The sequence below is a fragment of the Roseburia porci genome (genome assembly GCF_009695765.1).
In the GTDB taxonomy this organism is placed as follows: domain Bacteria; phylum Bacillota; class Clostridia; order Lachnospirales; family Lachnospiraceae; genus Roseburia; species Roseburia porci.
The window spans coordinates 1-13,711 of sequence record NZ_VUNI01000007.1; the positions used below are offsets into that span (position 1 = coordinate 1).

At 41.3% G+C, this 13,711-nt stretch carries 16 protein-coding genes; 1 reads left to right on the plus strand and 15 read right to left on the minus strand.

Features of this window, described 5'->3' with window-relative positions:
* Positions 1-150 precede the first annotated feature (150 nt).
* On the plus strand, positions 151-1,032 hold the full coding sequence (locus FYJ75_RS05640) for a diguanylate cyclase domain-containing protein (protein WP_195838950.1): 882 nt from the start codon (positions 151-153) through the stop codon (positions 1,030-1,032).
* A 39-nt stretch (positions 1,033-1,071) separates the two neighbouring features.
* On the opposite strand, the gene FYJ75_RS05645 is transcribed toward FYJ75_RS05640, so the two are convergent.
* The 15 genes from FYJ75_RS05645 to FYJ75_RS05715 form a co-directional block, all read right to left on the minus strand.
* Positions 1,072-2,823, minus strand: a complete 1,752-nt coding sequence (locus tag FYJ75_RS05645; RefSeq protein WP_154429493.1) for an amino acid ABC transporter ATP-binding/permease protein — start codon at positions 2,821-2,823, stop codon at positions 1,072-1,074.
* Positions 2,823-4,562: an ABC transporter ATP-binding protein/permease gene (locus FYJ75_RS05650; RefSeq protein WP_154429494.1), complete on the minus strand. Its 1,740-nt coding sequence runs from the start codon at positions 4,560-4,562 to the stop codon at positions 2,823-2,825. Before FYJ75_RS05650 ends, FYJ75_RS05645 begins: the two co-directional genes overlap by 1 nt.
* Complete coding sequence (locus tag FYJ75_RS14825; protein WP_154429495.1) at positions 4,559-4,966, minus strand: nitrous oxide-stimulated promoter family protein; 408 nt, start codon at positions 4,964-4,966, stop codon at positions 4,559-4,561. The genes FYJ75_RS05650 and FYJ75_RS14825 overlap by 4 nt, the downstream gene beginning before the upstream one ends.
* A 154-nt stretch (positions 4,967-5,120) precedes the next feature.
* Positions 5,121-5,741 (minus strand): methylated-DNA--[protein]-cysteine S-methyltransferase, encoded by a 621-nt coding sequence (locus FYJ75_RS05660; protein WP_154429596.1) that lies wholly within the window; start codon positions 5,739-5,741, stop codon positions 5,121-5,123.
* A 120-nt stretch (positions 5,742-5,861) separates the two neighbouring features.
* Positions 5,862-6,794 (minus strand): translation elongation factor Ts, encoded by a 933-nt coding sequence (gene tsf, locus FYJ75_RS05665; RefSeq protein ID WP_154429496.1) that lies wholly within the window; start codon positions 6,792-6,794, stop codon positions 5,862-5,864.
* 32 nt (positions 6,795-6,826) lie between these two features.
* Positions 6,827-7,564, minus strand: coding sequence for a 30S ribosomal protein S2 (gene rpsB, locus FYJ75_RS05670; RefSeq protein ID WP_154429497.1), 738 nt, complete (start codon positions 7,562-7,564; stop codon positions 6,827-6,829).
* 158 nt (positions 7,565-7,722) lie between these two features.
* On the minus strand, positions 7,723-8,319 hold the full coding sequence (locus tag FYJ75_RS05675; protein WP_154429498.1) for a hypothetical protein: 597 nt from the start codon (positions 8,317-8,319) through the stop codon (positions 7,723-7,725).
* The gene (locus FYJ75_RS05680) at positions 8,316-8,984 is read right to left on the minus strand and encodes a DUF6115 domain-containing protein (RefSeq protein WP_154429499.1); all 669 of its coding nucleotides are present in this window, start codon (positions 8,982-8,984) and stop codon (positions 8,316-8,318) included. The genes FYJ75_RS05675 and FYJ75_RS05680 overlap by 4 nt, the downstream gene beginning before the upstream one ends.
* Positions 8,985-8,999: 15 nt before the next feature.
* Complete coding sequence (locus FYJ75_RS05685) at positions 9,000-9,314, minus strand: hypothetical protein (protein WP_154429500.1); 315 nt, start codon at positions 9,312-9,314, stop codon at positions 9,000-9,002.
* 45 nt (positions 9,315-9,359) lie between these two features.
* Positions 9,360-10,952 (minus strand): DUF342 domain-containing protein, encoded by a 1,593-nt coding sequence (locus tag FYJ75_RS05690; RefSeq protein WP_154429501.1) that lies wholly within the window; start codon positions 10,950-10,952, stop codon positions 9,360-9,362.
* A 14-nt stretch (positions 10,953-10,966) separates the two neighbouring features.
* The gene (locus FYJ75_RS05695; protein WP_154429502.1) at positions 10,967-11,731 is read right to left on the minus strand and encodes a FliA/WhiG family RNA polymerase sigma factor; all 765 of its coding nucleotides are present in this window, start codon (positions 11,729-11,731) and stop codon (positions 10,967-10,969) included.
* A 14-nt stretch (positions 11,732-11,745) separates the two neighbouring features.
* Positions 11,746-12,027: a hypothetical protein gene (locus FYJ75_RS05700; protein ID WP_154429503.1), complete on the minus strand. Its 282-nt coding sequence runs from the start codon at positions 12,025-12,027 to the stop codon at positions 11,746-11,748.
* Between the two features lie 16 nt (positions 12,028-12,043).
* Positions 12,044-12,529: a chemotaxis protein CheD gene (locus tag FYJ75_RS05705; protein ID WP_154429504.1), complete on the minus strand. Its 486-nt coding sequence runs from the start codon at positions 12,527-12,529 to the stop codon at positions 12,044-12,046.
* Positions 12,530-12,546: 17 nt separating this feature from the next.
* On the minus strand, positions 12,547-13,167 hold the full coding sequence (locus tag FYJ75_RS05710) for a chemotaxis protein CheC (RefSeq protein ID WP_154429505.1): 621 nt from the start codon (positions 13,165-13,167) through the stop codon (positions 12,547-12,549).
* A gap of 64 nt (positions 13,168-13,231) precedes the next feature.
* The gene (locus FYJ75_RS05715; RefSeq protein WP_154429506.1) at positions 13,232-13,699 is read right to left on the minus strand and encodes a chemotaxis protein CheW; all 468 of its coding nucleotides are present in this window, start codon (positions 13,697-13,699) and stop codon (positions 13,232-13,234) included.
* Between the last annotated feature and the right edge of the window lie 12 nt (positions 13,700-13,711).

The following is a 13,711-nucleotide window of genomic DNA, read 5'->3' on the forward strand; positions in this document are numbered from 1 at the left end:
TGTGTTTTCGCAGATTCAATTATACTGCTTTTTTAGGGGGTAATCACTTTTTTTGTAAAAAAATGTGAGAAATCCTTGAAAATATAATGTTTATAAAAATAAAAAAGGTAGTTAACTTGACACTACCATACGGTTATGGGGAGCAAATATATGGACAACTACACGTTTGAAGAAATCAAAAACGAAATCGCTATTTTAAAAAAATCTTTTTTTCAGGTGCGGCTGGTAGATCCGAACGCCTGCCAGATTATGGAACCTGCAAAAGTAAACGGAAAATTCACACTGATCCCATCTGGTGTCTGCTATGACACCTGGTTTCACCCAGATCAGTGTATCAACTGTACATCATCCAGAGCACTTCGTACGGATCAGATCCACTCCAAATGTGAAACCTGCAATGACAAGTTATTCTATATCACCGCACGCCCGGTGCGGATTGAAAATCATCCGCTTGTACTTGAGATTGTTCAGCCCATGTCCTACCCGGATATCTGTCCGGGCAACTCCGAAGAGAATACCCTGCTGTCACAGTTTCGTTCCCTGAACCGCAAAATTCTTCTGGATTCTGAGACTTCAGCCTACAACCGTGAATATCTGGCTGAACATCTTCCGAATATTTTTTCTGAGGTCCAGGAACATCGTACGGTGAATGCTGCCCTTATTCACTTAAAATCCTACGATAACATTCAGGAAACATATGGATCTGTTGCAGCTTCTGGTGTAATCTGCCGTTTATACAAGATTCTCCAGACAACCCTGTCCCTTACAGATTGTCCTGACACGATACTGGCACGCTATGAAAATGACACATTCTTTGTTCTTGATAAGAGCCATACTTATACGCAGCTTTGTTCCTGCATCCGTTTGATCCAAAAGCAGTCCGCCACACAACATATCCTGTATCAGAGTCAGCTACTGCCTTTTGAACTCGAGTCTTCAACGGTTTCCTTAAACACAGAACAGATTTGCGATTCAAAACAGCTGTTTTCTCTGCTGCTGGAACGTCTGTCTTCTTCCGATTCTCCACAATAGCATAAATGGAGGGATTACCAGTGTAACCCCTCCAATTTTTTATGAAATTCTGCCGTTTTCCATTTCATAAACTACATCGGCCACATTCATTGTGGATACTCTGTGGGATACCAGGACAATGGTTTTCTTCTCAGCCGATTCTTTCAATGATTTTAAGATAATTCCCTCGTTTAAAGAATCCAGATTACTGGTTGGTTCGTCCATAAGAATCATTGGCGCATCATGTAAAAATGCTCTTGCGATCCCGATTCTCTGCTTTTCGCCGCCGGACAATGTATCCCCCAATTCTCCGACTTCTGTATCATAGCACTTTGGAAGTGTCATAATAAAATCGTGGATGGAAGCTTTCTTTGCAGCTTCCATAATCTCTTCTCTGGCCGCTCCCGGTTTTACAATTGCAATATTGTTTGCAATCGAATCATGAAACAGATGTGTTTCCTGTGTCACATAACTTTCCATATCTCTCAGATGGCTGGTCGGAATCTTCCTGACATCCTCACCATCTACCAATACGCACCCTTTTTGTACATCCCAGAACCGCATCAAAAGTTTTAAGAGCGTAGACTTTCCAGAACCACTCACTCCATGAATGCCTGTGATCTTTCCCGGCTGTAGTTTCAGTGAATAGTTCTCCAAAATAGTTTCATCCTGATAAGCAAATGTTATATTCTCCGCCTCTGCTCCTGTAAATTCATTCCCTCTGCTCTTTGCCTCAGAAGCTCCCATCGATTCCACATCATCCGGAATTTCTTCCACAAGCGGTGCCTCTTCCAGAAGGGAAAGGACACGTTCACCACTTGCCAGTGTCTGGTTCAGATTGTTGGAAAGACTTGACAATGCTACTACCGGTCCAAAAGACCCCATCATTGCAATGGTACAGGTTAAGATTCCCTCAACTCCCATCTCGTCTTTTGCATACAGCCAGATAGTCAGTGCCAGCATTCCAAACGATGCAAGCAGAATCACCATGTTGGTAAATGAACGCTGTGAGCCTTCCATTCTGCTTAAATCTTCCTGCAGTCCTGCAAGATCTTTGGATCGCCTGCTCATCTGCTCTTTTCTTTTTTCGCCCTGTCCGTACTGGATAGTCTCATCCAGTCCACGTAAGGAATCCAATACAAAACTGTTCAGTTCTCCAAATTCTGTACGGAATTCCATTCCCTTCTGGCTGCCACGTTTTCCATTCCACATCGGGATTGCAATACCGACAGTCAGATAAGCAGCCAGTGCAAGCAGTCCTGCAAGCCAATGATATCTTCCAATAAAAATTACCATAATAATTGAGGTCAGTGTGGCAATCGCAATCGGGGAAATGGTGTGCGCATAGAATACTTCCAGCAACTCAATATCTGTCGTAATAATAGAAATCAGGTTTCCCTTATCCCGTCCTTCCAGTTTTGCCGGGCAGAGCTTTCTCAGTGCCGCAAACACTTTGTGACGGATGATCGCCAACAGTTTAAATGCGATAAAATGGTTGCAATACTGTTCTGCATAATGCAGGATTCCACGAAGCACCGCAATCACAATCATGACCGTGAGAATCGTTTTTTCCGGAGTAAACACCAGCCACATATTGTCTACCGCAACACTCCTTCCGGCTATTCCTGTCAGAAGCCCATGCACGATGACCTGTCCCGCCAGTATCGTCAGAAAGATGGCACACAAGTAGCCTAAAGTTCCAAGGATGATTGCTGCCAGCATGATATGGAGCAGAGGTTTTACTAAGCCGATCAGGCTTCCCATGATCCTGACGGCACTTCTGCGTTTTGTTGTATTTGTCTTTTCGCTCATTATGCCGCTCCCCCTTTTCCATAGTTTTCCAATGCCATCTGGCTTTCATACAGATGTCTGTACGCTCCATTCCGTCTCATCAGTTCTTCATGCTTTCCGCTCTCCTTGATTTCCCCGTCTTTTAGGAAATAAATCCTGTCGGACTTTACTACATTTGCCAGTCTGTGGGAAATCAGAAGCACCGTCTTTGTCTTTGCCAGTTCGTGAATGACCTTCATGATCAGTTCTTCACTTTCCACATCAATATTCGATGCCGCCTCGTCGAAGATGTAAACCGCACAATTACTTCTGAGCAATGCCCTAGCGATCACCAGTCTCTGACACTGACCGCCCGACAGGTTACCCGCTTTTTCTAATAACTGTGTCTGCAAGCCATCCTGTGTCTGTAAGAATCCTAAGAGATTGACTTTCTGAAGAACTGCTTCCATCTCTTCTTTTGTGGCATCCGGTTTTGCCATCTTCAGATTTTCTTCTACCGTACCCTTGAACAGATAACTGTTATGTCGAACCAGTACAACATGCTTCATCAGGTCAGTTTCATTCACTTCAGAAAGCGGTACACCACCGATGGTGATCTCTCCGCCATATCCCCGGTTCTTCGCTGCAAGAATTCCTGCAATCGTACTTTTTCCACATCCGGACTCTCCAACCAGCGATACAAAACTTCCTGCCGGAAGATTGAAGTTGACTCCTTTTAATATCTCTCTGTCCTCTTCATAAGAAAAATGAACGTCTTTTAATGTGACATCTAACGCTCCGTCCGGCAGCATTTTTTCTCCATCCTGTGGCTCCGGCAAATCTAAAATTTTAAAAATCTTATCACTCGCTGCCATTCCATTCATTGCGATATGGAAGAAAGAACCAAGCAATCGAAGCGGCAGAAAAAACTCGCTGGCAAGCAGAACAATACATAATGTTCCCGATACGCTGATATTTCCTTTTAGAAATTCAGAAAGCGCAACCGCCATACCGATCGCTGCCCCGCCATACGCCACAATATCCATCACACTGGTCGAGTTGAGCTGCATGGTCAGAACCTTCATCGTAATCCTGCGGAAATTCTGGGATTCCACATCCATCTCGTCTGCTTTCTGCTGGTCTGCCTGGTAAATTTTCAGAGTAGTAAGTCCCTGTAAATTTTCAAGGAACGAATCTCCCAGGCCTGTATAGATGCTCCAGTACTTATTCAGTAATTTCTTGGCAATCTTCTGTACTACCACAATGGAAATCGGGATTAACGGTACACAGATCAAAAGAATTACACTTGCTTTCAAACTCACTCTGCAAAGAATGATAAATAATGTCAACGGCGCAATCAGGCTGTAGAATAACTGTGGAAGATATTTTCCAAAATAGGTTTCCAGCTGTTCTACACCCTCTGTTGCCACTTGCACCACCTCAGAAGAGGATACCTGCTCACTGTAGGAAGCACCAAGCTTCAACATTTTCTCATAAATCTTTTCGCGCAGAATCCGCTTGACGTCCACAGACGCCAGATAGGAAGATCTTGCTCCCATCCGCTCACATACGAACCTGACTATCACAACCAGGATTAAAATCAGTATCGTCCGTTCAATAATAGACACCGTTACTGCCTGGTTCACCACCCTCTCCAGCAAATCTGCGATAGAAAAGACTGCCAGCACCTGCGACAGAAGGGCTGCCCACTGCCACCATATTGTATACACGATATATTTTTTTGCATGGGACAACAATCCCACCAGTCTTGTTTTAATCATAAAATCTTACCTTTTCCCTTATTCTTATTGTCCCACTTCTGTACATTCTTCGAAGTTTCTGTTCCCGATTTCACGGTACATATGAAATGCCAGATTGCAAGACACGGATGATGCCATAACATGCGTGGCCCCGAAAAACGCATCACTGTACGGATTTTTTCTCTCATATCAGGTTTATAACAATGTACCTTACAATTAGCACAGAATGTTTTTTGTTCCATAAACGGGCATTTTTCGCTACGCATCTTTGAATATTCAGCAATATGCAAACACTCGGGGCACATCTTCTCTCCCGATCTCACAGCCTCCATATATCCTGCTCTATGGTTTTTCCGGCAATACAGCTTTATCATTTCTTCTACAACATACTGCTCTTTCAGTCTTTTCTTGTCCACTTGTTCCATCTGTTTTTTCCTGCAAAATAAATTTTTCCAATAAAAAAGCGAAGCAATTGGTGAGTTATATATAATCCAAGTTCTGCTTCGCTAACTTACTATCTACAATATACATGATATATTTCGATGTCGTCAATCTTTTTTTCAATTTTTACTATGTTTTCTATATACCGTATCTTTTCAGATCCACCTTCCCATCAACTACCTCAATGCCATCCTCTCGCAATAATTTTGCCTGCGCTCCACTTCCGCCAAATGCAAATTCTCCTGCAAGTTCTCCTTTTGCATTCACAACACGATAACACGGTATTCCATTCGGGTCTGGATTTTTATGTAATGCATTTCCAACAGCTCTTGCCATCTTTTTATCGCCAGCCATCTCAGCCACTTTGCCATAGGTTGCTACTTTACCCTTTGGGATTTTTTTCACCGCTTCATAGATTCTCTTTGTAGGGCTGTCTGTAACAAGATCATAGCTTTCTGCAATCATTCTCTTTATATCTGAGTCTGGGATTGTCCCATCCAGAATGATCGTATTCCAGTGTTCTTTATTCAGATGATATCCAGGGATTACGGATGCATATGTATTTCTCCAGAAATCGCGCCACTCTGGATCCGTTTTTACATTCAAATTAATATGACCATCTTTTTCATAAGTCCAGAGAAATGCTTTTCTGCTTCCCTTTATGCGTACAAGCTGCCAGTTCGGATCGTGAAATGGAGCTTCCTGATATGTCCCTGGGAAAGACAATCCATATGCTAATGCGTCTTCCCGTTTGATCATTTTATATTCGTTCTGTTCCATCTTTTTCCCTCAAATTTTTCCGCAGATAATCATAAGACCCCTGACAAATCCAATTCAGAATCTGTCAGGGGCCTCTTACTTAAAATAGTCAGCTATTTATTATTTTAACTGAGCTGCAACTTCTGCTGCGAAATCTTCTTCTTTCTTCTCGATACCTTCACCAGTCTCGAAACGAACAAATTTCTTAACAGTAACAGGAGTTCCAACTTCTTTGGAAACCTGCTCTAAGTATTTTGCTACAGTCTGTTTGCCGTCTTCAGCTTTTACATATACCTGATCAACCAGACAAACCTCTTTTAACTCTTTGTTTACACGACCTTCGATCATACCTTTGATAACCTTCTCTGGTTTCTGGGATTCTTTTGGATCGTTCATAATCTGAGCAAGAAGGATTTCTTTCTCATGTGCAATATGCTCTGCTGGAATTTCTTCTCTTGAAACATATTTTGGATTTAATGCAGCGATCTGCATTGCGATATTTGTAAGAGCTTCTTTTACAGCATCATTTACTACAGCAGTATCAGCTTCTACGATAACACCGATTCTACCGCCACCATGAACATAAGAAACAACACATCCGTTAGAAGCTACAACCTTCTCAAATCTTCTGATCTTAAGGTTCTCACCGATTACAGCTACTTTGCCAACTAATGCATCATTTACAGTCTTGCTGGTATCCTCATTCCAAGGCTCAGCCATAAATGCATCCATATCAGCTGCATCTGATTCAACTGCCTGTTTTGCTACTGCATCAACAAACTCCTGGAATGTAGCATTTTTAGCAACGAAATCTGTCTCAGAGTTAACCTCTACGACAGCTGCTGTCTGATCGTCTTTTAATACAACAGCGCAAAGTCCTTCAGCTGCAATTCTTCCAGCTTTTTTCTCAGCTTTTGCCTGTCCATTTTTTCTTAAGAATTCAACAGCGGCATCCATATCGCCTGCTGTCTCATTTAATGCTTTTTTGCAATCCATCATACCTGCGCCGGTCATTTCACGCAGTTCTTTTACCATAGCTGCTGTAATTGCCATCTTATTATCCTCCAATTAATGATTCTGTAATATTATTCTTCTACTGCTGTTTCTTCTTCAACTGGAGCTTCTTCTGCAACTTCTTCAGCACCCTGTTTTGCTTCGATAACAGCATCTGCCATCTTAGAAACGATTAATTTAACCGCTCTGATTGCATCGTCATTACCTGGGATTACATAATCTAACTCTTCTGGATCACAGTTTGTATCGGCAATACCGATCAGTGTGATTCCTAAAGCCTGAGCTTCCTGGATACAGATTCTTTCTTTCTTAGGATCTACTACAAAGATTGCATCTGGAATCTTCTTCATCTCTTTAATTCCACCAAGGTTTTTCTCAAGTTTCTCCCACTCTTTTTTCAGTGCGATAACTTCTTTCTTAGGAAGAACATCAAATGTTCCATCCTCAGCCATTGTCTCGATCTCTTTTAATCTTGCGATACGGCTCTGGATTGTTCTGAAGTTTGTAAGCATTCCGCCTAACCATCTCTCATTTACATAAAACATTCCACAACGCTCAGCTTCTGTTTTGATTGCATCCTGAGCCTGTTTCTTTGTTCCTACGAAAAGGATTGTTCCACCCTGTGCTGTGATATCAGATACAGCATCGTAAGCTTCATCTACTTTACCTACAGATTTCTGTAAGTCGATGATGTAGATACCATTACGCTCTGTGTAGATATATGGAGCCATTTTTGGGTTCCATCTTCTTGTCTGATGTCCAAAGTGAACACCTGCTTCTAATAACTGTTTCATTGAAATAACGCTCATTTTTTTACCTCCATTGGTTCATTTCTTCCGTATACCTCATTCGATATAAGCTACCAGTATGCGTTGAGCTGGCACCGGCTTGTTCGTCAGTATACGTGATTAATAGTTTTAAAGCCTTTGGCATTATATCATGTCAAAGGCTTTATTTCAAGTATTTTTTAATTATTTCCTGAAATCAGTATTTTTCCGATTTCTTCATAGCTTGCTCCCACTGGAATCTGATATACTCCACTACTAATCAGTTCATCATATTTTGCATCAAACATATATTTACGGAAGGACTCTGAATCACTGACGAGACCTTTACTTGCAAGATCTTCGCTTACCGCTCTGCAATATTCTCCCGGCGCGATAATCACCTCTACATACTGCGTCTGTTCCGGATCCTGTTGTTGTGCAGCATCTGTATTTTCCTGTCCTTCAGCCGTATTGTTATCTGTGTTCTCATCCGAACCCGTCTGTTCCGCAGAAGCGTCTGTTCCACCAGCTTCTGTCTGCTGATTTTCATCCTGTGTTTCCTGTGTGCTGTTTTCTGTTGTTGCGCTGTCTTCTGTATCTTCCGTATTTTCCGTTGAAAAAAGATTATTCTTATCTATCGTCTGAGAATTCGACATCACCATTCCAAGCTGTTTTGCTCTGGCAATCACGTCTGCATCACTCATGTTTTTTTCGGAATGTCCGGACACAATTGCCAGGATCACTGTCGTAACGATAATTCCAACTGCAAGCCCGCGCAGATAATATTTCAGTTTCACCGTACGTTATCTCCTTTATATAAACCTATTACAAGCTTAACCTCGCCAAGTCCAAGGCCTAATTCCTTCGCGATTTCCACATCGGTTTTCCCCAGTTTGTGGAGCTGCAAAATTCTTGCATTGCTATTGGCATTTGGTTCATCTACACTCTGAACAGATGCCTCTAACATCTGCTCCCTGTCAATATCTGCCGGTTCTGTCATTTTTTCTTCTACCGCGTCTGCAGCATCTGCGAGCTTACCAAGAATCTCATTCTCTGTATTCTTTAACTGGTTCGAAAAATTCTGCAATTCTCCCGCAAGGTTTGTCAGTTCTTCATGCTTGTCATTTAACATACTGTATAAGAACATGATCTCATTATGACTCTTATTCATAGCGCTCAGTACAGTGTCTGAATATTCACTGATCGACATCATCTTCTCATTTGTTTCCTTTGCCATGGCACGATCTGCAATGTCCATCAGCTCATCAAGTTTGTCTGTAATTGCATCATCAATGCGCTGATCTGCATTCTTTAGCTGTTTTTCAACAATCATTTTCATCTGATCGTCATTCAGCTCGCAGATATTCTCAATATCTTTATTCGTAATCTTTTCCTGCACAAAAAAACTTCCGATCATAATGATCAGTCCAATAATTATCAATGCGATTTCTACTGCTGTCATTTGTTCTTCCTCTGCTTAAATTTTTATATCAAAATTACCGACTGGCTTTTTGGCAACTACGTGGCCATCTTCTTTCTTTTTCGATGGATTTTTCTTTCTATTATCCCGATACTGTCCCTTGCCTTCCTCCTTCGCATCAAAGCGTTCATCCATCAGCTGGCTGTTTTCAGCCTTATTGACCTGTTTCTGGCTTTGATGTTCCGCTCTTTGAACCTGCATCTGTATATTCTGCTGGTCCACAGCCGGTTTTGCATCTTCATGCTGTTTCAGCTGACCAATGTCATCTGTTCTTTGAATCATTCCATTAAGCACTACGGGTCTAATCGTCATATTCTCACCTGCCGTCTATAACTAAAAATTTCAAATCCATTGTTATTATAGCGGAACTGTTTTAATATTTCCATCCTGTTTTTTGAATTTTGAATTAAAAACAGGTGATTTTACATGATATTCCATGTCAGCAATCGAAATAACAACACCCGGATACGCCTTTCCTGTAACTGAAACATAAGAATGTGCCGCCACCATCATCTCAACATGAATCTGGTTCATTTCTGCTCTAAGAGGCTCCAGTCTGGCTTTTTCTTCTTTATAACCTAATGCAAGCTTCTGAACATACAGCAGTTTATCTGCCGGAAGCCGATCCCCGCGGTTTATCATTCCCGCATAATTGTCAAGAATCACTTTTTGATCTGCCAGTTTTTCGTCTGCCTGTGTAATCTGCTTTTTCAGTTCTGTATATCTTTCCTTTTTTGCAGGATCAATTCCAACTTCCAGGATCGTTGGTGTCTCCATCTCTGTTCCAAAGTTATTCGCTTCAATGCTGTTTGCAGCTCTTGTAACACCGCCATTGATCAGTCCTTTTTTGCCGTGTACCTTAATTGTTCCTCCAGAAGAGACTGTACTGTTTAGGATGATTTCAGATTCAATATATCCAGCTGCTGAAACTGTTGCATTCTCAATGTATTTTGAAATAATATTGGATCCGGCTTTTAAAACACCTTTGTGCCTTCCCTGCACACCACGTTTTACAATAATCTGTCCACCGGCATATACACTGGCATTTTCAATAACACCGTCTACAATGACATCCCCTTCTGCCTGTACGGTAAATCCACTTTTAATATTTCCCTTTACATGGACACTCCCATCATAATTGATGTTGCCAATGGAATTATCTACATCCGCCGGCACTTCATATACATTGGACACAAATACCTTTCCGTTAATATACATGACATGTCCGGTAACATCCGAATAAATTTCCGTTTTGTCCTCATTAATGGATATATTCCGTCCATATTCGAGACGACATGTTTTCACGGTACGGGGTTTAATCTCTTCCCCGTATACGTTGCGTCCGCTTTTTCCCATATCCGCTGGAATCAACTTTGCCAGAAGTTCCCCCTTCTGAACATGCGAAATTGTGTTTAATTCTTTATAATTGACGGTTCCATCCTCATTATGCAGTGGCTGGATTTTCATATCTGTATGGAACATATATTCAATTCTTGCATCTCTGCCATGTACCGGCTGAAGTCCTTCTGCAACAACAATATCGGTACAAAACTCACGGTTTTTAAGATAGTTCTTTATCGCATCCTCTTTTATGCCAAAACGAATCTTATGATACCCAAGGTCGTTTATGATTTCATTTTCATCCATATAACCACCACCTTCAGATGGTGGATAAAACTGGCACACAACTCTCATTTTATCCAACGAAACTCTGATATCCATGGTTTCACGGACTTTGATTCCATCCCACGGACCAACATAAACATCTGCTTCATGTCCACTGTTCATGGCAGCATGTAATTCTTTCAGATCATATCCGTCAATCTGTTTGCTTCTGAGATATTCTTCCACCTCAGAAATATTTAGATTTTTCCCGCCATCTTCAGCCGGGTAAAAATGTATGTATGCTTTTTCTTCTGAAAATACCATCTGAAAATACTGATTTTTCATGGCTCCCCCAATATTTACTCCATTAAAATTCCCATATAACTGCCCATACGCTTTCGCATTTTCACAAGCGCTTTCGTATGCAGCTGTGATACGCGCGACTCTGACACTTCAAGAATTCTGCTGATTTCCTTTAATGTCAGATCTTCATAATAGTAAAGTTCAATTACACGTCTTTCTTTTTCTGTCAAAAGATCCAACGAGTCAATCAGTGTCTGTTTCAATTCTTCTTCCGCAATGGCCTCTTCCGGCTGCGCAAAACTCGTCGGATACCGTATTTCCGTAACCGGTTCCGTTCCCTGTTCTTCAAATTCATTTAAAGAAACGACATTGGTCACTTTAAGCTGTGACTGCCATGAAAGCAATTCCGTTTCTGACATTCCAAGTTCTTTTGCTATTTCCTCGTCCGATGCGGTCTTCCCGGTTCTCATCTCCACCTGTTTGATCGCTTCATCGATTTTTCTCTGCCGTTGTCTGACCGTTCTTGGAATCCAGTCCATTTTACGGATCTGATCGAGAATTGCCCCACGTATTCGCAGACTCGCGTACGTTTCAAACTTTACATTTTTATCCATATCAAATTTATCAATTGCATCAATGAGTCCAAAAACCCCATAACTTACCAGGTCCTCATATTCCACATTATATCCCAGATACATGCTAAGACGTCCAGCAACCAGTTTGACCAGCTGTGAATATTCTATAATCAGCTGTTCCCGGAGCTGCTGTGTCGGGTTCTTCTGATAGTCACTCCAAAGTTTCTCTTTGTCAACTGTCTTCATCTAATCGCCTCAAACTAATTCTTTTGTTCTTCTCCCGGACCTTCTTCACTCTCTTCGGTTTTCTCTTCGCTTTCCGGTTTTTCTGACCCATCCTCAGGTTTCTCTTCCGGCTCCTTTTCATTAAAGAAGCGGTCTAAAACCAGTTTGACTCCCCAGCCAATGATAAGAAATATAACCAGCACAAGTAATAACTGTTTTGTAAATTCTGCAAGTGCCAGGTGCTGACATATTGCAAAAATACAATCCACAAATCCTGCAATCAGCATAATGATTGCAGGTACATTTTTTGTATTCATATACCATTTCCTTTGATTATATGATTTTTATTTCTTTTCCAACAGATTTTACATAAAACTCTCCGGTGTCACAATGAAGTTCTACTGTTCGACCATAGTTTAATCCCGTATCCTCAGCAATCAGTTTCACACCAAGTTCTTTTAATGTTTTTTTGGCAGCTTCCGCATTCCGGTCACCAACGTTTCCGATTCCAGACAGTCCGCTTACCTCGAACATCTTAGCACCACCGGCAATCTTAGCCACCAGCCTGTACTTGTTCGCTCCCATTGCAATTACCTGATTATATAATTCCCGAATCCCGGTATCTCCAAATTTTGCAATATTGGAATTATTTTTTAATTTTGTACTATCTGGCAGCATATAATGAACCAGTCCACCAATTTTTGAAGTTGGATCATAAAAGGTAAGTCCTATGCAGGATCCAAGTCCAAGCGTTGTAAGCACATCTGTGCCTTTTCCGGTTTTTAAGTCTGCCATCCCAACTTTAATTACATCGCCCATAACTTTCTTTATCCCTTCTACATTGCAAATCCCAGAGAAGTAAGAATCTTTTCATAAGATCCCTGTTCCGGCATCAGAATAAAGAAGCCAGACATCATAACATCATCTCCGAATTCTGTTTCGATCATAAGTGCATTATCCCCGTATTGTCCAAACTGAATCGCTGGTACACTTAAAATGGCAGCTGCCATATCTACTGCAATGTATGGAATCGATGATGTAATCACAAGATTCGTCATCGATGAAAGCGCGGACAGATAAGATCCGGCAATAATATTACCAATCTCTTTCATGGCGGAAAGATCCATCTCACTAAATGGTTCACGATAACTCTGATCTCTTCCCATTAATGTATTCACAAGATAATATGCTGAATCCATTCTCATAAGGAACATCATACTTCCCGAAATATCCGTTTCCACTTCCAGGAAAATGCCAACAATTGTTTCATCCTCCGGACAGATTGCACCTCCCAGTTTCGATGCTTCAATCAGCCGCACATCCGGTACATGCATGTTCATTCTGGCATTTATCATCGTTGCAATTGCTGTCGTTGCATTTCCTGCACCAATATTACCTATTTCTTTTAAGACATCCACATACATTGTGTTCATGTCATCAAGACTAAATTTGCTCATATGTCCCCCTTATCAGCAATACTGAATATAGTGAGGACAAAAAGCCCCCACTATATTCTAAAAATTAAGCGTTTTCTTTTTCATCAACGATCGCACTGATTTCAAATAAGGATACCAGTGAATCTCCTGTTTTTCCGATTCCATTGATAAAGTTGTCTTTTACGTTCTTGCTGCTTGTAGCAGACTTATCAATCTCATCAGTTGCCAGTGTTACGACTTCTTTTACCTCATCCACAATAATACCAAGAGAACCTTTCTCCTCAATCTTAAGAATAATGATTCTGGAAGCATTGGTAATTACATCATCCTCGAGGCCCATTTTTCTTCGGATGCTCATTACCGGCACAATTTCACCACGAAGATTTATAATTCCCTTAAAATAAGGCTGTGCCTTCGGAACACGGGTGATTTTCTGCATACGTACAATATTATCAACGTAACCAATATCAATTCCGTACTGTTCGTTTCCGATACTTACTACAATATACTGTTTGGTTTCAAGTTCTGCATTTTCTACTTTTTTCTCTGCCATTGTCCAATCCCC